Below are 17,810 nucleotides of genomic sequence, written 5' to 3' on the forward strand. Positions count from 1 at the left end.
AATCCGGTAACAGCAGCAATCACGAAGGGCCGGCCCCACAAAGGGGCCGGCCCTTCGCCATCACCAACGGCCGGCCCGCCCCGGGGCCGGCCGTCGGTCGTCCGCGGGTGCCGGTGTCAGCCCTCGGCGAGTACGCCGAGGATCTGCTCGCCGTACTTGGCGAGCTTGTTCTCGCCGACGCCGTTGACCCCGGACAACTCGGCCAGCGAGGCCGGTGCCTCGGTGGCGATCTGCCGCAGGGTGGCGTCGTGGAAGACGACGTACGCGGGCACGCCCTGCTCCTTGGCGGTGGCCGCCCGCCAGGCCCGCAGCCGCTCGAACACCGGGGCCGCGGCCGGGGTGAGGTCGGCGACGACGGTGGCCGCGCCCCGCGGCTTCGCCGAACGGGCGGACGCCGGCTTCTCCGGCTCCCGCCGCATCGTGACCGTACGCCGGCGGCCCAGCACCTCGGCGCTCGCCTCGGTGAGCGCGAGGGTGCCGTAGTCGCCCTCGACCGCGAGCAGGCCCTCGGCTAGCAGTTGCCGCACCACGCCCCGCCACTCCGCCTCGCGCAGTTCGGTGCCGATGCCGAAGGTGCTCAGCGAGTCGTGGCCGTACTGGTCGACCTTGTCGGTGCGCCGGCCGAGCAGGATGTCGACGCAGTGCCCGACGCCGAACCGCTGGTTGCGCTCCCGGTCCAGCCGGTAGACGGTGGAGAGGAGCTTCTGCGCGGCGACCGTGCCGTCCCAGGACTCGGGCGGTTCGAGGCAGGTGTCGCAGTTGCCGCAGCCGCCCGCGCCGGTCTCGCCGAAGTATTCCAGGAGTTGCGCCCGGCGGCAGCGGACCGTCTCGCAGAGGGCCAGCATCGCGTCGAGGTGGGTGGCCAGGTTGCGCCGGTGCGCGAGGTCGCCCTCCGACGTATCGATCATCTTGCGCTGCTGAACCACGTCCTGCAGGCCGTACGCCAGCCAGGCGGTCGACGGCAGGCCGTCCCGCCCGGCCCGGCCGGTCTCCTGGTAGTAGCCCTCCACCGACTTCGGCAGGTCGAGGTGGGCGACGAAGCGTACGTCTGGCTTGTCGATGCCCATGCCGAACGCGATGGTGGCGACCATGACCAGCCCGTCCTCGCGCAGGAAGCGCTGCTGGTTGGCGGCCCGGGTCCGGGCGTCCAGCCCGGCGTGGTACGGAAGCGCCGGCACGCCGTTCGCCACCAGGAACTCGGCCGTCTTCTCCACCGAGGCGCGGGACAGGCAGTAGACGATCCCGGCGTCGCCCGAGTGCTCGTCGCGCAGCAGGCTCAGCAACTGCTTGCGCGGCTCCCGCTTCGGCACGATCCGATACTGGATGTTGGGCCGGTCGAAGCTGGCCACGAAGTGCCGGGCGTCGGTGAGCTGGAGCCGGGTGGCGATCTCCGTACGGGTGGCCTTGGTCGCGGTGGCGGTGAGCGCGATCCGCGGCACCCCGGGCCAGCGCTCGTGCAGCATCGAGAGGTTGAGGTAGTCGGGGCGGAAGTCGTGCCCCCACTGGGAGACGCAGTGCGCCTCGTCGATCGCGAACAACGCGATCCGGCCCCGCTCCAGCAGGCCGACGGTGGAGCGGACGGCGAGTGCCTCCGGGGCGAGGTAGAGCAGGTCCAGTTTGCCGGCGAGGAAGGCGGCCTCCACCCGTCGCCGCTCGGCCGGCTCCTGGGTCGAGTTGAGGAACCCGGCGCGGACGCCGACCGCGGTGAGCGCGTCGACCTGGTCCTGCATGAGCGCGATCAGCGGCGAGACCACCACCGCGACACCGTCGCGGACCAGCGCGGGGATCTGGTAGCAGAGCGACTTCCCGCCCCCGGTCGGCATCAGCACCAGCGCGTCGCCGCCGGCCCCCACGTGCTCGACGACCTCCTGCTGGAAGCCCCGGAAGGTGTCGTAGCCGAACACCCGGCGCAGCACCCGCAGAGCGTCCTCGGTCCGCTGATCGGTGGGGGAGACCATCCGCGCAGTCTACGAGCGTCCCCCGACAACGGGTGACACGCCGTCACTGTGTGGTCGCGCCGCCCCCGTCGCCCCAGCAGAGCCCGCCGATGCCGGCCGCGCTGTGGAGCCGGGGTGTCCGGTGATGTCCATGCAGACCTCGTTGTCCGGGCCGATGCGCCCGCAGAACACCGGCTCGACGTGGTTCCAGGCGTGCGCGCGGGACAGCAGCGCGGCGCTCGCGGGCAACTCGGGGCGGAGGATCGTCAGGCCTTCCGTGTAGACGACCGCCTGCTCCCGGGCCTCCCGCAGGTCGCCCGCCAGGTAGCTCAGGTGCAGGATCCAGCGCCGGTGCGGGTCGTGCGCGGCGGGTTCGTAGCCGGCGGCGGGCGGCCTGTTGCGCCCCGACCGCCGCTCGCGTTCCGTCCCGTAGCGGGCCGCCAGGGCGCTGCTGCTGGTCGAGCACGCGGCGCGCGCCTGGGACGGCCTCGCCGTATACCTCCACGACGCCTGGGAGACGTACGAGGAGGAGCCGGCGGCGCGTCACCCGCGGATCCGGCATGAAGATCAGGATTCTGAGACTCGCGCTCACAGGCAGCAACCCGGAGTACCCACCGGGGCCGGATCCAGCGTCAATCTGAGGGCCGGACTCAACCCGTACCAAGAACCGTCGACGTCAGCGGGTGACGCCCCCAGTTTCATCCACCCACAAGCGTTGCGCCAGCACCATGACCATCTGAGGGGGCCCCGGCGCAGCAATGCGTCGGGGCTACCCGGCGATGCTTGCCGGACGCGGACGACAATCCCTGTCCCGGGAAACAGCACCCGCGTGCGGCATTGCCTCGCATGCAGGGCGCGAGCGCGATGGGGAGCCAGCAGGCTCCGCAATGGCCTTCGATCAAGAGTGACGCTGGCCGGCCGAAGATCCTCCCATCCCAGCCAGCATTCTGGCTCACCTTGACGGTATATATCGTCCAACGTAATCTACTGCGCATGGCGGCAATGCAAGAGCCAACATTCCTCATCCTCACGGCACTGGCGACAGAGCCGAAACACGGCTACGGCGTGACCCAGGAAGTTGCTGAGCTCTCCGACGGGATGGTGACACTGCGCGCCGGCACGCTCTACGGCGCCCTCGACCGGCTCATCGAGCACGGGCTCATCGAGGTCGACCGCCAGGAGGTGGTCGACGGGCGGCTGCGCCGCTACTACCGGCTGACCGACGCGGGCGCCAGCCGGCTCGCCGAGCAGGCACGCCGTCTGCGCAAGCACGCGGAGGCCGCCGAGAGCCGGTTGCGTGCCCGCCCGGGCAGTGCCTTCGCCTTCACGGCCCGCCGGTTCGGGGCCCTCGCGTGAGCGGCACGGGGGCGCTCACGCGGGAGCTGCCGGCGCACGCCGCATTGGAACGCTGGTACCGGCGGTTGCTCCGGATCTACCCGATCGGCTACCGCCGCGCCTACGGCGACGAAATCGTGGCGACGCTCATGGACGCCGCCGAGCCCGGCCGCCGCCGGCCCGCCGGGGCCGACGTCGCGGACCTAGTCCGCGGTGCACTACGGCAGTGGTTCCGGCTGCCGGTCGGCGTTTCCCCGATCGCGGCCGCAGTGCTGGCCAGCGTGATCCTGGGGGCGATCGGCGCGGCGAGCGGCTCCTGGGTGGCCTGGCAGACCGCCGCGGACCTTCCGTCCGATGCGGCCGCCGGCCGGATCGGCGCCACCGTGACCGGCACCGCGTTGCCGGCGTCCACCATCGACCGGCACGACGGGATGGGCGAGACCTGGCGCACAGTGGCCCTGGCCTACGAGCCCCGGCTCACCGGTTGGTCGCTCGAGGACGCGCAGGCCCGGCTGCGCGCCGACGGATGGACACCCGGCCGGGTGCAACAGACCCAACCCCATGCGTACGCCAACGACAAGCGCCTCGACGGCATCTACCAGGTGTTCGAGGCTACCCGCGACGGCCACACCCTGCGAGGGTACGCGTTGACGATCACCACACCGGGACACGCCGGCACCCACCTCTTGATCGGCATCGGCCCGGCCGAGCCCGGCTGGGCACCCGTGGCGGCCGCACTCGGGTGGCTGGCCGCCGCGATGACCGGCTGGACACTCACCGGCTGGGTCGCGTACCGGCTCCGGCACCGCACGCTGTCCCGCCGGCTCGCCGCCCTCGCGCTCGGCCTCACCGCCGTCGGTCTCGCCGCGCACCCCACCATCGGCCTCTACGAGACCCTCGGCACGCTCGCGTTCGCGGACATCGACATCTACGGCATCGCTCCGCCGTACCGATGGGTGGTGGCCACCCCGGCCGCCTGGCTGGTAACGGCTACGCTCGTGGCCGGTGCCGGCATCGGCCTCCTGGCCACCACGGGCCGCGGCCGGTCCAGCGCCCACCCAGCCCCCGTAGCGTGAAAGACCACCAGGCCGTGAACCCGGAGGGTGCCCGCTCCTACAAGACACGAACCGGCAGCACACACCAGAACGCCCGCCAGCTGCCGAGCCGCCGATAGGCGGTTCGGCGGGTCCGGCACAACCGACAGAAGGACCGGCACCGACTCATCCCCACGCCGCCTCCGCACTCCGGCGCGGTCGCCTGGTGCGCGGATCTGCTGCATTCGGCGCGGTCGTTGTACGGCATGGCGCCGGATCACGAGGCGAGTGGGAACTCCGCATAAGTGCTCGTGCCCGTGATCTTGAGGTTCAGCTCTCCTTCGAGTGCGCCTGCGAGACGGTGCAGCAGCGGCAGGGTCGGAGTGACCGCGCCACCTTCCAGCCGCGAGATGACGGTCTGAGTGGTGCCTGCTCGACGGGCGAGTTCGCTCTGGCTGATACCCAACGCGTTTCGCCGATCGTAGACGGCCTGGCCGAGGGCAATGCGTGCGCCGGCTTCGATGTACTCGGCGCTTTCGCGGTGCTCGTCGGGCACCCTCCACTTGGTGTGATACCCCTTCATGACAGTTGGTCACCCCTCTCGGTCGTAGACATGCGTTGCCGCCTGGTGCTGGTCCTCGCAGACCCGCTGCGCCGCCACCGCTCGTTCCACCTCAGCTGCCTCGCGGCTGCGGGTCTTGCGGAAGACCGTCAGCAGCACGATCCGTCGGTGTGGAGCCAGCCAGTAGCTGATCCGCCAAGCTGAGCGGCCCAGGTGAAAACGCAGTTCCCGGACCGCGCCCCGCAGATGCCTGCTGTGCGGCTCGCCGAGCGTGGTGGGTGCCTCGGCCAGCCGGTCGGCATGGTATTCAACTGTCCGGTAGTCGGCGAGTGACAGCGTGCCAAGCCACTCGCGTACCTCGGGCTCCAGTTCGACGTCGTACCGGTCGCCCATATACGCGAGCATATAGCACGTGGGCTCGCCGTGCCCACCGAACTGCCGTCGGCGCTCGCAGCCGAATGCCTGAGGCCGATGACCGCCATTGACGGCGCGCCGCGAAGATCAACAACGCCAAGCTGCCGCGTTGGCGTGCCGGCGCGCTGCGCTCATCCGTGCCATCTAGCGGACAGGGCCACACCGGACGACACCCCCTGGTCCACTCGCACTGCCAGCGCCGGACAACCGGCGCCCAGAAAAACCCAACGCTGCTCTATGCCTGACACGCCCTCCGGGCTTGCTTGAGCCGTATGCCGCGACGAGTGGCACGTACGGATTTGTGGGCGCCCCGATGCAGCAATGCACCGGGGCTATCCGACCGCGCTACGGCCTGTTACGGCAAGCGGGTCGCGTCGGCGGCCTCGCCGCCGAGGGCGTCACGGGGCTGACCGGGCGGACGAGCCCGGCGCGTGTCGGAACTACGACCGGGGCCGGCGCCCAGGTCCCGGCAAACCGGACAACTCCCTGTTCCCGTCGTCACCCCGTGGAATCCCGTACGGGGCCGGAGCCGTTAGAGTCGCTGATTGACCATTCGCGGCCGAAGCGGCCGCGGCGCCACGGCTTGGGGGTAGCAGGTGAGCGAGGCGCGGACGGCGGGAGACCTGGTGCCGACCGGTACGGAGACAGCCCTGAGCCGGCCGGCGCCGGCCGAGGCGGACACCACCCTGGTGGTGGTCACCGGCCTCTCCGGCGGCGGTCGGAGCACGGTGGCCCGGGCGCTGGAGAATGTCGGCTTCTACGTGGTCGACAACCTGCCCCAGGCCCTCATGCTCGACATGGCCGAGCTGGCGTTCAAGGCGGGCGGCGCGGCCCGGCGTACGGCCATGGTGCTGGACGTGCGGTCGCGTGCGTTCTCCACCGACCTGGCCGGGGCGATCCGGGAGCTGCGCGAGCGCGGCTTCCAGCCCCGGGTGGTCTTCGTCGACGCCGACGACGAGGTGCTGATCCGCCGGTTCGAGAGCGTCCGGCGTTCGCACCCGTTGCAGGGGGACGGGCGGCTGGCCGACGGGATCGCCGTCGAGCGCGCCCTGCTGGAGGAGGCCCGGGACCAGGCCGACGTGATCATCGATACCAGTCACCTCAACGTCAACCAGCTCCGGCGCCGGGTCGAGGAGCTGTTCGGCGGGGAGGACGCGCGCCGGCTGCGGATCACCGTGCTCTCCTTCGGCTTCAAGTACGGCCTGCCCCCGGACGCCGACTTCGTGATGGACGCCCGGTTCCTACCTAATCCGTACTGGGTGCCCGAGCTGCGTGAGCACACCGGGCGGGAGGAGCCGGTCAGCGCGTACGTGCTGGGCCAGGAGGGCGCGGACGCCTTCGTGGCCGGGTACGCCGACCTGGTCAACGCCACCACCGCCGGCTTCGAGCGGGAGGGGAAGCGCTACCTGACCGTCGCCGTCGGCTGCACCGGCGGCAAGCACCGCAGTGTCGCGATCGCCGAGGAACTGGCCGCCCGGCTGCGCCAGTCCGGCATCGCCGCGAACGCCCAGCACCGGGACCTGGGGCGGGAGTGAGCCCGGCCAGGGTGGTCGCCTTCGGCGGCGGACACGGGCTCTCGGCATCCCTGCGGGCGCTGCGGCACTGCGTACCCGAGCTGGACCTGGACATCACCGCGGTGGTCACCGTGGGCGACGACGGCGGCTCCAGCGGCCGGCTGCGGGCCGAGCGTGGCGGGCTGCCGCCGGGGGATCTCCGGCAGGCGCTGGTCGCGCTGGCCGGCGATCACCCGGCCACCCGGCACACCGCCGGCCTGTTCCAGCACCGCTTCGCCGCCGCCGCGGCGGGCCCGGCGGGCGCCGGTGGGGGAGCGGGCGACCCGCTCGTCGGGCACGCGGTCGGCAACCTGGTGCTGCACGGGCTGATGGAGCTGTTCGGCGATCCGGTGGCCGCGCTCGACCACGCCGGGGCGATGCTCGGCGTGGTTGGCCGGGTGCTGCCGATGTCCTGCCAGCCGGTCGGCATCGAGGCCCGGGTGCGCGGCGCCGATCCGGACCACCCCGACGAGGTGAGCACGGTGCACGGCCAGCACCAGGTGGCGGTCACCACCGGTCGGGTCGAGGCGCTGCGGCTCGCCCCGGCCGCGCCGGTCGCCTGCGCCGAGGCGGTGGCCACGGTACGCGAGGCCGACTGGCTGATCTTCGGGCCGGGCAGCTGGTACACCAGTGTGCTGCCGCACCTGCTGGTGCCGGGGCTGGCCGACGCGATCATCTCCAGTTCGGCGCGGCGGCTGGTGACGCTCAACCTGGTGGCGGAGAAGGAGACCCTCGGGCTGTCCCTGGCCGACCATCTGGACACCCTGCGGCGCTATCTGCCCGAGCTGAAGGTGGACATGGTGCTGGCCGACTCCAAGGCGGTGGGTGACCCCGTGGCGGTCGAACGTGCGGCAGAATCGCTGGGTGCCCGGCTGGTCCTCGCTCCCGTCGCCGTCCTCGACGGCACGCCCCGTCATGATCCAGCCGCCCTGGGCGCCGCGCTGGTGCCTGTCCTGGGCGCCGATCGTTAGACACGTACGTAATCACCGGCGACACGCCGGAACCGGTCCGTGAGGGGGCGCACTATGGCGATGACGGCTGCGGTCAAGGACGAGCTGAGTCGGGTCGACGTGCCCAAGCCCTGCTGCCGGCGGGCGGAGATGGCCGCCCTGCTGCGCTTCGCGGGCGGGTTGCACATCGTGTCGGGTCGCGTGGTGGTCGAGGCTGAGCTGGACACCGGCGCGGTCGCCCGGCGGCTCCGCCGGGAGATCGCCGAGGTTTACGGCTACCCCAGCGAGATCCACGTGCTCGCCTCCGGTGGGCTGCGCAAGGGCAGCCACTTCATCGTACGGGTGGTGAAGGACGGCGAGGCGCTGGCGCGCCAGACCGGCCTGCTGGACGTGCGTGGCCGTCCGGTGCGCGGGCTGCCGCCGCACGTGGTCGCCGCCAACGTCTGTTGCGCGGTCTCCGCCTGGCGGGGCGCGTTCATGGCGCACGGCTCGCTGACCGAGCCGGGCCGCTCCAGCGCGCTGGAGATCACCTGCCCGGGGCCGGAGTCGGCCCTGGCCCTGGTCGGCGCGGCCCGGCGGATCGGGATCACCGCCAAGAACCGCGAGGTGCGCAATGTCGACCGGGTGGTGGTCAAGGACGGCGACGCGATCGCCGCCCTGCTCACCCGGATCGGCGCCCACTCCAGCGTGCTGGCCTGGGAGGAGCGGCGGGTGCGCCGCGAGGTCCGGGCCACCGCCAACCGGCTGGCCAACTTCGACGACGCCAACCTGCGCCGCTCGGCCCGGGCCGCGGTGGCCGCCGCCGCCCGGGTCACCCGGGCGCTGGAGATCCTCGCCGACGACGCTCCCGACCATCTCACCTCGGCCGGGCGGCTGCGCCTGGAGCACCGGCAGGCCTCGCTGGAGGAGTTGGGTGCCCTCGCCGACCCGCCGCTGACCAAGGACGCCATCGCGGGCCGGATCCGCCGGCTGCTCGCGCTGGCCGACAAGCGGGCGCGGGACCTGGGCATCCCGGATACGGAAGCGGCCGTCACGCCCGACATGCTCGTGGTCTGATAGGACGGTGGGACGTCGTACTGCAGCGGGATCACCACCCGGCGCAGCGCGATGTCGCACGCTCGGATATGGTCGCTGCGTACGGCAAGGGGGCCGACACCGGCACTCCTCGTCCGTGCTCACCGCCTCGGGCGGTCAGGTCCCCAGGACCGCGGCGGGGTGGCCGAGATGAATCATCAACGGCCGGCTCCAACGGTCGGCGCACACACCTTCGCCGGCTGATGGCCTGACGCCGGCGGACCAGAACGCGAGGAGATGGGACCTGTGACCATCCGGGTTGGCATCAACGGCTTCGGCCGGATCGGCCGCAACTTCTTCCGGGCAGTGCTGGCGTCCGGCGCCGACATCGAGGTCGTGGCGGTCAACGACCTGACCGACAACGAGACGCTCGCCCACCTTGTCAAGTACGACAGCATCCTGGGCCGCCTCCCGCAGGAGGTCAAGGCCAGCGACGACGAGATCACCGTGGGCGGCCACACCATCAAGGCGTACGCCGAGAAGGACCCGGCCAAGCTGCCGTGGGGCGATGTGGGCGCCGATGTGGTGATCGAGTCCACCGGTTTCTTCACCGACGCCACCAAGGCGAAGGCGCACATCGACGGCGGGGCCAAGAAGGTCATCATCTCCGCGCCGGCGAAGAACGAGGACGTCACCGTGGTCATGGGGGTCAACCAGGACCAGTACGACCCTGCCAAGCACACAATCATCTCGAACGCCTCCTGCACCACCAACTGCCTCGCCCCGATGGCCAAGGTGCTGCACGACACGTTCGGCATCCAGCAGGGCCTGATGACCACCATCCACGCGTACACGCAGGACCAGAACCTGCAGGACGCGCCGCACAAGGACCTGCGCCGGGCCCGGGCCGCCGCGCTCAACATCGTGCCGACCTCGACCGGCGCCGCCAAGGCGATCGGCCTGGTCCTGCCGGACCTCAAGGGCAAGCTGGACGGCTACGCGCTGCGCGTGCCGATCCCGACCGGCTCCACCACCGACCTGACCGTCAACGTCAACCGCGAGACCACGGTGGACGAGGTCAACGCCGCGATGAAGGCCGCCGCGGACGGCCCGCTCAAGGGCATCCTGATCTACAACGAGGACCCGATCGTGTCCTCCGACATCGTCACCGACCCGGCGTCGTGCGTCTACGACGCGCCGCTGACCAAGGTCGTCGGCAACCAGGTCAAGGTCGTCGGCTGGTACGACAACGAGTGGGGCTACTCGAACCGTCTGGTCGACCTGGTCAAACTGGTTGGTTCGTCGCTGTGAGTGCGAGGAGTGAGCTTGCGAGCCCCGCAGCCACGAACGGAGGGCTGGCTCTGTGAGCATCCGTAACCTCGACGACCTGCTCGCCGAGGGGGTGTCGGGTCGGCGCGTGCTGGTGCGCGCCGACCTGAACGTCCCGCTCGACAAGCAGACCGGCGAGATCACTGACGACGGCCGGATCCGGGCCGTCCTGCCGACCCTGAGCGCGCTGGTCCAGGCCGGCGCCAGGGTGGTCGTCTGCTCGCACCTGGGACGCCCGAAGGGCACGCCGGATCCGCAGTTCAGCCTCCGCCCGGTGGCCGGTCGGCTCGGCGAGCTGCTCAACGCCCCGGTGCGCTTCGCCGAGGACACCGTCGGCGACTCCGCCCGCTCCACCGTGGACGGCCTCGCCGACGGCCAGGTCGCCCTGCTGGAGAACCTGCGCTTCAACAAGGGTGAGACCAGCAAGGACGACGCCGAGCGGGGCGCCTTCGCCGACCAGCTCGCCGCCCTCGGCGAGGCGTACGTCGACGACGCCTTCGGCGCGGTGCACCGTAAGCACGCCAGCGTCTACGACGTGCCGGGCCGGCTGCCGCACTTCGCCGGCCGGCTGGTGCTGCGCGAGGTGGAGGTGCTCAGCAAGCTGACCCGTGACCCGGAGCGGCCGTACGTGGTGGTGCTGGGCGGCTCCAAGGTCTCCGACAAGCTCGCGGTGATCGAGGCGCTGCTGCCGAAGGTCGACCGGCTGCTCATCGGCGGCGGGATGTGCTTCACCTTCCTGAAGGCCCGGGGCCTGGAGGTGGGCAGCTCGCTGCTGGAGGAGGAGATGGTCGAGACCTGCCGCAACCTGATGGAGCGCGAGCCGGGCAAGATCATGCTCCCGGTCGACGTGGTCGCCGCGGTCGCGTTCGCGCCCGACGCCGAGCACGACACGGTGCGGGTGGACGGCATCCCGAGCAAGCGGGTCGGGCTCGACATCGGCCCGGAGACGGTGGCCGGGTTTGCCGCCGCCCTAAAGCAGGCGCGGACGGTGTTCTGGAACGGCCCGATGGGGGTGTTCGAGATGCCGGCGTTCGCCAACGGGACCTGCGGGGTCGCCGAAGCGATCGCGAAGGCCGGCGCGTTCAGCGTCGTGGGCGGCGGTGACTCCGCCGCCGCGGTCCGTACGTTGGGGCTGGACGAGTCCGCCTTCGACCACATCTCCACCGGTGGCGGCGCCTCCCTGGAGTACCTGGAGGGCCAGACCCTCCCCGGTATCGCGGCTCTGGAGAACTAAATGGCGAGCACCCTTCGCCGGCCGCTGATGGCCGGCAACTGGAAGATGAACCTCAACCACCTCGAGGCCAACCTGCTGGTGCAGAAGCTGGCCGCGAGCCTCACCGAGAAGCAGCTCACCGACGTCGAGACGGTGGTCCTGCCGCCCTTCACCGACCTGCGGACCGTACAGACCGCGGTGGACGGCGACAAGCTGCTGATCGGCTACGGCGCGCAGGACCTGTCGCCGTACCAGTCGGGCGCCTACACCGGGGACATCTCCGGGCCGATGCTGGCCAAGCTCGGCTGCACGTACGTGGCCGTCGGCCACTCGGAGCGGCGGCAGTACCACAACGAGGACGACGCGCTGATCAACGACAAGGTGAGCGCCGCCCTGGCCAACGGGCTCACGCCGATCCTGTGCATCGGTGAGGGGCTGGAGGTCCGCGAGCAGCTCCGGCACGTCCCCCACTGCTGCGACCAGCTCGACGGCGCGCTGCGGGGGCTCACCGCGGAGCAGGTCACCAAGGTCGTCGTGGCGTACGAGCCGGTCTGGGCGATCGGCACCGGCAAGACGGCGACGCCGGAGGACGCCCAGGAGGTCTGCGGCGAGGTGCGCAGGCGCCTGACGGAGACCTTCGGCCAGGACACCGCGGACCAGGTCCGGATCCTCTACGGCGGCTCGGTCAAGGCGACGAACATCGCTGCGATCATGGCCCAGCCGGACGTGGACGGGGCGCTCGTCGGTGGCGCCAGCCTGGACGCCGAGGAGTTCGCTCAGATCTGCCGGTTCCCGGAGCACATCGCCCGCTGATCGCTCGCTATCCTTGACGCTGCCCGTCCGCCGGTCGGTGCCACCGTGCCCGGCAGCGACGGGCAGTGATCGCAACGAGAGGACTGACCCCCGCCATGCCGATCTGGTTCGCGTACACGATGATCGTGTTGCTGGTCATCACGAGCATCCTGCTCACCCTGCTGATTCTGCTCCACCGCGGTAAGGGTGGCGGGCTGTCGAGCATGTTCGGCGGCGGTGTCAGCTCCAGCCTGGCCGGCTCCTCGGTCGCCGAGAAGAACCTCGACCGCTACACCCTTCTGGTCGGGATCATCTGGTTCGCGTGCATCGTCGGGATCGGGCTCTGGCTCCGTCTCCAGCTCAGCAGCGGTGTCTGAGCCCCAGCCCCGCTGAGGGGGCTGATGCACGGAAAGAGTGGCTATTCCGCGACGAATAGCCACTCTTTTCCGTGCATCTGCTGACAGTCGGGGCGAGGAGTGCCGCAGTGGTCAGCGGAGGCTGCGTAGGCGGGGCGGCACGTCGGCCGCCGCCGCCCGGTCGAGCAGCCAGAGGGTACGGGAGACCCCGTGCACCCCGGCCGCCGGCAGCTGCACCGGCCCGGCCCCCGCGAGGGCCATGCCCACCGCCCGGGCCTTGTCCGCCCCCGCGGCCACCAGCCAGACCTCCTCGGCGGTGTTGATCGCCGGCAGGGTCAACGTGGTCCGCACCGGCGGCGGCTTCGGGCTGCCGCGTACCGCGCTGACCGGGCGGTTGTCGTGGTGCACCGGGTGCTCCGGGAAGACCGACGCCACGTGTCCGTCCTCCCCGACGCCGAGCATCAGCACGTCGAAGTGGGGGAGCGCGGCGTGGCCCGGCCGGGCCGCCCGAGCGAGTTCCTCGGCGTATCCGGCGGCGGCCGCCTCCGGGTCGTTGCCGGCCGTCCCGTCCGAGGCCGGCATCGGGTGCACCCGTGCCGGGTCCAGCGGCAGCGCGGCCAGCAGTGCCTCCCGGGCCTGCGTCTCGTTGCGTTGCGGGTCGCCGGCCGGCAGGAACCGCTCGTCGCCCCACCAGAGGTCGACGCGGGACCAGTCGACCGCGTCCCGGGCCGGCAGCTCCGCCACCGCCCGGTACACCGCCGCGGCGATCCGCCCGCCGGTCAGCACCACCGACGCCTGGCCCCGGTCCGCCTGCGCGTCGAGCAGCTTCACCACCAACCGGGCCGCCACGGCCTGGGCCAGCAGGTCGGGGTCGGCGTGTACGGCGACACTCGCCTCACTCATTGTCGTGCCTTCGCGTTCCGGCCGCCCCACGGCGGTCACCTGGGTTGTTGTCCGACGCCGGGTGGTCTCTGCCGTCCGGCCGTCCGCTCACTGCCTGGCGGTCGGGCCGGCGTGCGCGGTGACCCCGGCCTCGGCCCGCTGGGCGGTCGCCGGGTCCTTCCACACGTGCACCCGGGTGGCGGGGCGCTGGTCCAGGCCGGAGATGCCGGCGGCGGCGCCGAGCGCCTCCGCGTACACCTGGTCGGCGTCGAGGCGGCGCAGCTCCTCGGCCAGCTCGTCGCCGAGCGGCCGGCGGACCAGCGGCAGCGTCCGGTCCTCCTGGCCGGTGCGCCGGAAGGTCGCCACGCTGTCCTCCCGGGTCAGGGTCAGCTCGTCGCCGTTGGCGCAGCGCAGCTGCACCTCGCGCATCCGCGGGAACTCGGTGGCGCGTACCCAGGCCGGGTCGATGCCGAGCCGGGCCGCGAGCCAGCCCCGCATCAGCGCCGCCGTCGGGTCGGAGCCGGGCCCCACCACGGTCGCCTCCGTGATCTTGGACTGGGCGGTGTCGAACGCCCCCGCCACCAGGGTGCGCCACGGGGTGATCCGGGTCCAGGCCAGGTCGGTGTCGCCCGGCGCGTAGTCCGCGGCCCGCTGCCGCAGCGCGGCGATCGGGTCGGCCGCCTGCGCGGAGTCGGTGATCCGCCGGTCCGCCACCACGCCGAGGAAGTCGGTGGCGATCTCCTCCGGCGGCTCACCGTGCCACCAGGTCACCACCGGCACGTCCGGCACCAGCAGCGGCATCACCACCGACTCGGCGTGCAGCGCGAGCCGGCCGTACATCCGGGTCACCACCGCCTCGCACGGGCCGAGCCGGCCGCCGACGACGATCTCCGCGTCCAGGCGGTTGCGGTCCCGCTCAACGTCGGTGCGGACCACCACGAGCAGCCGGCACGGGTGGGCGGCGGCCGCGATCGTCGCCGCGGCCTCCGCCTCCCGGACCCGCTTCTCGTCCACCACCACGATCAGGCTGAGCGCCATGCCGCTGGCCACCCCGCCCGCGCTGCGCCGCTCGGCGGCGAGCGCCTTGACCACCTCGTTGCCGGTGGTGTCCCACAGCCCGATCAACGGATCCTCCAGGTCTGCTCGCTCATGCCGGCACTCCGCTTCGCTCCGTGCCGTCATGAGGCACCACGGCGCTGCACTGATGATTCGCTCGCTGACGCTCGCTCATGCCCGCCGCCAGGAACGGCCGTCGCGGGCCAGCATCTCGTCCGCCGGCCGCGGCCCCCACTCGCCGGCCCGGTACGACTCCGGCTTCGTGCCCGCCCAGGCGTGCTCCAACGGGTCGACCACCTGCCAGCTCTGCTCCACCTCGGCGGCGTCCGGGAACAGCGTCCGGTCACCGATCAGCACGTCCAGCACCAGCCGCTCGTACGCCTCGGGGCTGGACTCGGTGAACGCCTCGCCGTACTGGAAATCCATGGCGATGTCCCGGACCTCCATGGCGGTGCCCGGAACCTTGGAGCCGAACTTCAGCACCACGCCCTCGTCCGGCTGGACCCGGATGACGAGCTGGTTGTTGCCGAGCGACTCCACGTCCGCCGGGTTGAACGGCAGGTGCGGGGCCGTCTTGAAGATGATCGCCACCTCGGTGACCCGCCGGGGCAGCCGCTTGCCGGCCCGGATGTAGAACGGCACCCCCGCCCAGCGCCGGTTCTGGATGCCCAGCTTGACGGCGACGTACGTCTCGGTGGTGGAGGCCGGCGGGACGCCCTTCTCGTCCAGGTAGCCGACCGCCCGTTCGCCGCCGACCCAGCCGGGCAGGTACTGGCCCCGGACGGTGTCCCGGGAGATGTCGCCGGGCACCGTGATGGCCTTGAGCACCTTCAGCTTCTCGGTGCGGATCTCGTCGGCGTCGAAGCTGGTCGGCTCCTCCATCGCCACTAGGGCGAGCAGCTGCAGCAGGTGGTTCTGCAGCACGTCGCGGGCGGCGCCGGCCGAGTCGTAGAACCCGGCCCGGGAGCCGATGCCGACGTCCTCGGCCATAGTGATCTGCACCGAGTCGACGTACTTCGAGTTCCACAGCGGCTCGAACAGGTTGTTGGCGAACCGCAGGGCGAGGATGTTCTGGACGGTCTCCTTGCCCAGGTAGTGGTCGATCCGGAAGACGTCCTGGCGGGTGAAGACGTCGTCGACCAGTTCGTTGAGTGCTCTGGCCGAGGGCAGGTCCTGGCCGAACGGCTTCTCCACCACCACCCGGCGCCAGCCACCCGACTTGGCGTTGTCGGCCATGCCGGTGCGGGCGAGCTGCTTGAGCACCACGGGGAAGGCCGCCGGGGGGATGGAGAAGTAGAAGGCGGCGTTGCCGTGGATGCCGTGCGAGTCTCGTAGCTCGTCCAGGGTGGCGGCGAGCTGGTCGAACGCGGCGTCGTCGTCGAACGAGCCGCCGACGAACTTGATGTTGCCGGCCAGCCGCGCCCACACCTCCTCCCGCCACGGGGTGCGGGCGTGCTGCTTCGCCGCCTCGTAGGTCAGCGACTCGAAGTCGCCGTCGCCCCAGTCGCGCCGGGCGAAGCCCAGGACCACGAAACCGGGCGGCAGCAGCCCCCGGTTCGCCAGGTCGTAGACCGCCGGCAACAGCTTCTTGCGGGCCAGGTCACCGGTCACCCCGAAGATCACCAGAGCGCACGGCTCCGGGATCCGTGGCAGCCGTCGGTCTTGAGGGTCGCGCAGCGGGTTCATGCTGCCTCCTCGCTCCGCTGGGGGTTTACGTCAATCATCGTCACGTCCGTGTCCGTCCGGCGGCATCCAGTAGCTGGGCGATACCCGCCGCTCGCTCGGTCAGGTGCAGGCGCAGCACCGGTCGGCCCCGGCCGACCAGGGACTGCCGGTCGCCGGCGGCCTGGGCCGCCTGCAGCTCCCCGAAGGTGTACGGGCGGCCGGGCACCGGCAGATCATCGGTGACCGCGCCGGTCACCTGAAGGTAGCTGCCGGCCGGCGGGCCGCCCTTGTGGTACTGCCCGGTGGAGTGCAGGTGGCGCGGCCCCCACCCGAAGGTCACCGGGCGGCGCGTCGCCCGCGCCAGCACCGGGCGCAGCCCGGCCACCGCCGCGTCACCGAGCCGGTCCAGGTACGCCGTCACCGCCAGGTAGCCGTCGGCGGCGAGCCTGTCGAGCAGCCAGCCCAGCACACCGGTCAGGTCGCCGGGGGCGCCGGCCGGGGCGTACACCTCGATCGCGCCCTCGGTGAAGGAAGGTGTCTCCACCGCCGGACCGGTGGCGAGGATGCGGGCGGTGTGCTCCTTGCTCTCGGTCACGTTCGGCTGGTCGAACGGGTCGACGCCCAGCACCACCGCGGCGATGGCGGTGGCGTACTCCCAGGTCAGGAACTGGGCGCCGAGGGGGCCGTTGACCGCCACGTCCGCGGTGCCGGCCCCGGGCGAGACGCCCGGGGCGAGCGCGCCCCCGTAGCTCACGGTGAGGACGCCCGGACCGGTGGCGCCGGGGGCGCCCGGCGCCTCCAGCACCACGGGCAGGATCCCCACCCCGGCCTTGCCGGTCGACTCGGCGAGCAGCTGCTCCGCCCAGTCACCCAGGCCGTCGACGCCGGTGCCGTCGGAGACCAGGGCGACCATGTCCCGGCCGGTGGTGGCCGCCGCGCCGAGCGCCACCCCGAGCGCGAGTCCCGGGTTGTCCCGATCCCGGCCCAGCGACCCGGACAGCGCGTCGGCGTCGTCCAGCAGATCGGTCACCGCGACCCCGGCCAGCGCCGTGGGGACCAGGCCGAACGCGGTCAGCGCGGAGTACCGGCCGCCCACCTCCGGGTCGGCGACGATGGTGACCACGCCCATCTCGGCGGCGGTGGCCTCCAGCGGCGAACCTGGGTCGGTGACCACGACGAAGTGCCGGGCGGCCTCCGCCTCGGTCATCCCGGTGTCGAGGAACGCGTACCAGTACGCCCGCCGGTGGCTGTCCGTCTCCACCGTCGATCCGGACTTGCTGGAGACCACCACGACGGTCCGCTCCAACCGGTCGGCGAGGGCCGCCCGGATCTGCCCGGGATCGGTGGTGTCCAGCACGGTCAGTGGCCGGCCGAGGGTGCGGGCGATCACCTCCGGGGCGAGCGACGAACCGCCCATCCCGGCGAGCACCACGTGGTCCAGGTCGGCCAGCTCCTCGGCCAGCTCGGCGAGCTGGGGGAGCAGCTCCCGGCTGCGGCGGTGGGTGTCCACCCAGCCGAGGCGCACCTTCGCCTCGGCAGCGGCCTCCGGCCCCCACAGGGTGGGGTCCTTCGCGGCGAGCCGGGCGGGCACGTCCCGGGCGACCAGGGCTTCGCGTACCGACGCGGGCGCGGACCGGTCGACCGTGTCCGCGCCGCGTACGGCCAGGCCGGCCGCGGCGTCCGCCGGGCCGGTGAGCAGGTCGCCCATCGCACCACCG

General features: G+C 72.1%; 16 protein-coding genes. 9 read left to right on the forward strand and 7 right to left on the reverse strand.

The window, feature by feature from the left end:
• Positions 1-116 precede the first annotated feature (116 nt).
• Complete coding sequence (gene recQ / locus ACNAW0_RS18090; protein ID WP_416289071.1) at positions 117-1,958, reverse strand: DNA helicase RecQ; 1,842 nt, start codon at positions 1,956-1,958, stop codon at positions 117-119.
• Positions 1,959-2,939: 981 nt separating this feature from the next.
• Between recQ and ACNAW0_RS18095 the strand changes: the two genes are divergently transcribed.
• The gene (locus ACNAW0_RS18095; RefSeq protein WP_416289124.1) at positions 2,940-3,293 is read left to right on the forward strand and encodes a PadR family transcriptional regulator; all 354 of its coding nucleotides are present in this window, start codon (positions 2,940-2,942) and stop codon (positions 3,291-3,293) included.
• On the forward strand, positions 3,290-4,348 hold the full coding sequence (locus tag ACNAW0_RS18100; RefSeq protein WP_416289072.1) for a hypothetical protein: 1,059 nt from the start codon (positions 3,290-3,292) through the stop codon (positions 4,346-4,348). Before ACNAW0_RS18095 ends, ACNAW0_RS18100 begins: the two co-directional genes overlap by 4 nt.
• A 235-nt stretch (positions 4,349-4,583) precedes the next feature.
• Here ACNAW0_RS18100 and ACNAW0_RS18105 read toward each other — a convergent pair whose 3' ends face one another.
• On the reverse strand, positions 4,584-4,862 hold the full coding sequence (locus ACNAW0_RS18105) for a helix-turn-helix domain-containing protein (RefSeq protein ID WP_416289073.1): 279 nt from the start codon (positions 4,860-4,862) through the stop codon (positions 4,584-4,586).
• Positions 4,863-4,898: 36 nt separating this feature from the next.
• Positions 4,899-5,261, reverse strand: a complete 363-nt coding sequence (locus ACNAW0_RS18110; RefSeq protein ID WP_416289074.1) for a type II toxin-antitoxin system RelE/ParE family toxin — start codon at positions 5,259-5,261, stop codon at positions 4,899-4,901.
• Positions 5,262-5,878: 617 nt separating this feature from the next.
• Between ACNAW0_RS18110 and rapZ the strand changes: the two genes are divergently transcribed.
• The 7 genes from rapZ to secG all read left to right on the forward strand — a co-directional run bounded on the left by rapZ (position 5,879) and on the right by secG (position 12,510).
• Positions 5,879-6,817 (forward strand): RNase adapter RapZ, encoded by a 939-nt coding sequence (gene rapZ / locus ACNAW0_RS18115; RefSeq protein WP_416289075.1) that lies wholly within the window; start codon positions 5,879-5,881, stop codon positions 6,815-6,817.
• Positions 6,814-7,806: a gluconeogenesis factor YvcK family protein gene (locus tag ACNAW0_RS18120; RefSeq protein WP_416289076.1), complete on the forward strand. Its 993-nt coding sequence runs from the start codon at positions 6,814-6,816 to the stop codon at positions 7,804-7,806. The genes rapZ and ACNAW0_RS18120 overlap by 4 nt, the downstream gene beginning before the upstream one ends.
• A gap of 54 nt (positions 7,807-7,860) precedes the next feature.
• On the forward strand, positions 7,861-8,841 hold the full coding sequence (gene whiA / locus ACNAW0_RS18125; protein ID WP_416289077.1) for a DNA-binding protein WhiA: 981 nt from the start codon (positions 7,861-7,863) through the stop codon (positions 8,839-8,841).
• Between the two features lie 264 nt (positions 8,842-9,105).
• Positions 9,106-10,110, forward strand: coding sequence for a type I glyceraldehyde-3-phosphate dehydrogenase (gap, locus tag ACNAW0_RS18130; protein WP_416289078.1), 1,005 nt, complete (start codon positions 9,106-9,108; stop codon positions 10,108-10,110).
• Positions 10,111-10,162: 52 nt separating this feature from the next.
• Positions 10,163-11,362 (forward strand): phosphoglycerate kinase, encoded by a 1,200-nt coding sequence (locus ACNAW0_RS18135; RefSeq protein ID WP_416289079.1) that lies wholly within the window; start codon positions 10,163-10,165, stop codon positions 11,360-11,362.
• Positions 11,363-12,154 (forward strand): triose-phosphate isomerase, encoded by a 792-nt coding sequence (tpiA, locus tag ACNAW0_RS18140; RefSeq protein ID WP_416289080.1) that lies wholly within the window; start codon positions 11,363-11,365, stop codon positions 12,152-12,154. It abuts the gene before it with no gap.
• A gap of 95 nt (positions 12,155-12,249) precedes the next feature.
• On the forward strand, positions 12,250-12,510 hold the full coding sequence (gene secG, locus ACNAW0_RS18145; protein ID WP_416289081.1) for a preprotein translocase subunit SecG: 261 nt from the start codon (positions 12,250-12,252) through the stop codon (positions 12,508-12,510).
• 111 nt (positions 12,511-12,621) lie between these two features.
• Here secG and pgl read toward each other — a convergent pair whose 3' ends face one another.
• From pgl to ACNAW0_RS18165, 4 genes are all read right to left on the reverse strand, one after another.
• Positions 12,622-13,392 (reverse strand): 6-phosphogluconolactonase, encoded by a 771-nt coding sequence (pgl, locus tag ACNAW0_RS18150; protein ID WP_416289082.1) that lies wholly within the window; start codon positions 13,390-13,392, stop codon positions 12,622-12,624.
• An 87-nt stretch (positions 13,393-13,479) separates the two neighbouring features.
• Positions 13,480-14,496, reverse strand: coding sequence for a glucose-6-phosphate dehydrogenase assembly protein OpcA (locus ACNAW0_RS18155; RefSeq protein ID WP_416289125.1), 1,017 nt, complete (start codon positions 14,494-14,496; stop codon positions 13,480-13,482).
• A 102-nt stretch (positions 14,497-14,598) separates the two neighbouring features.
• Positions 14,599-16,113, reverse strand: a complete 1,515-nt coding sequence (gene zwf / locus ACNAW0_RS18160; RefSeq protein WP_416289083.1) for a glucose-6-phosphate dehydrogenase — start codon at positions 16,111-16,113, stop codon at positions 14,599-14,601.
• 40 nt (positions 16,114-16,153) lie between these two features.
• Complete coding sequence (locus ACNAW0_RS18165; RefSeq protein ID WP_416289084.1) at positions 16,154-17,800, reverse strand: glucose-6-phosphate isomerase; 1,647 nt, start codon at positions 17,798-17,800, stop codon at positions 16,154-16,156.
• Between the last annotated feature and the right edge of the window lie 10 nt (positions 17,801-17,810).

Origin of the sequence: Micromonospora sp. SL1-18 (assembly GCF_047921505.1) — a bacterium.
Classification (GTDB): Bacteria; Actinomycetota; Actinomycetes; order Mycobacteriales; family Micromonosporaceae; genus Micromonospora.

Excerpts from the sequence above, each read along its gene's own strand:
- recQ (WP_416289071.1), bottom strand. The coding sequence starts at position 1,958 with ATGGTCTCCCCCACCGATCAGCGGACCGAGGACGCTCTGCGGGTGCTG.
- ACNAW0_RS18095 (WP_416289124.1), top strand. The coding sequence starts at position 2,940 with ATGCAAGAGCCAACATTCCTCATCCTCACGGCACTGGCGACAGAGCCG.
- ACNAW0_RS18110 (WP_416289074.1), bottom strand. The coding sequence starts at position 5,261 with ATGGGCGACCGGTACGACGTCGAACTGGAGCCCGAGGTACGCGAGTGG.
- whiA (WP_416289077.1), top strand. The coding sequence starts at position 7,861 with ATGGCGATGACGGCTGCGGTCAAGGACGAGCTGAGTCGGGTCGACGTG.
- tpiA (WP_416289080.1), top strand. The coding sequence starts at position 11,363 with ATGGCGAGCACCCTTCGCCGGCCGCTGATGGCCGGCAACTGGAAGATG.
- secG (WP_416289081.1), top strand. The coding sequence starts at position 12,250 with ATGCCGATCTGGTTCGCGTACACGATGATCGTGTTGCTGGTCATCACG.
- pgl (WP_416289082.1), bottom strand. The coding sequence starts at position 13,392 with ATGAGTGAGGCGAGTGTCGCCGTACACGCCGACCCCGACCTGCTGGCC.
- zwf (WP_416289083.1), bottom strand. The coding sequence starts at position 16,113 with ATGAACCCGCTGCGCGACCCTCAAGACCGACGGCTGCCACGGATCCCG.
- ACNAW0_RS18165 (WP_416289084.1), bottom strand. The coding sequence starts at position 17,800 with ATGGGCGACCTGCTCACCGGCCCGGCGGACGCCGCGGCCGGCCTGGCC.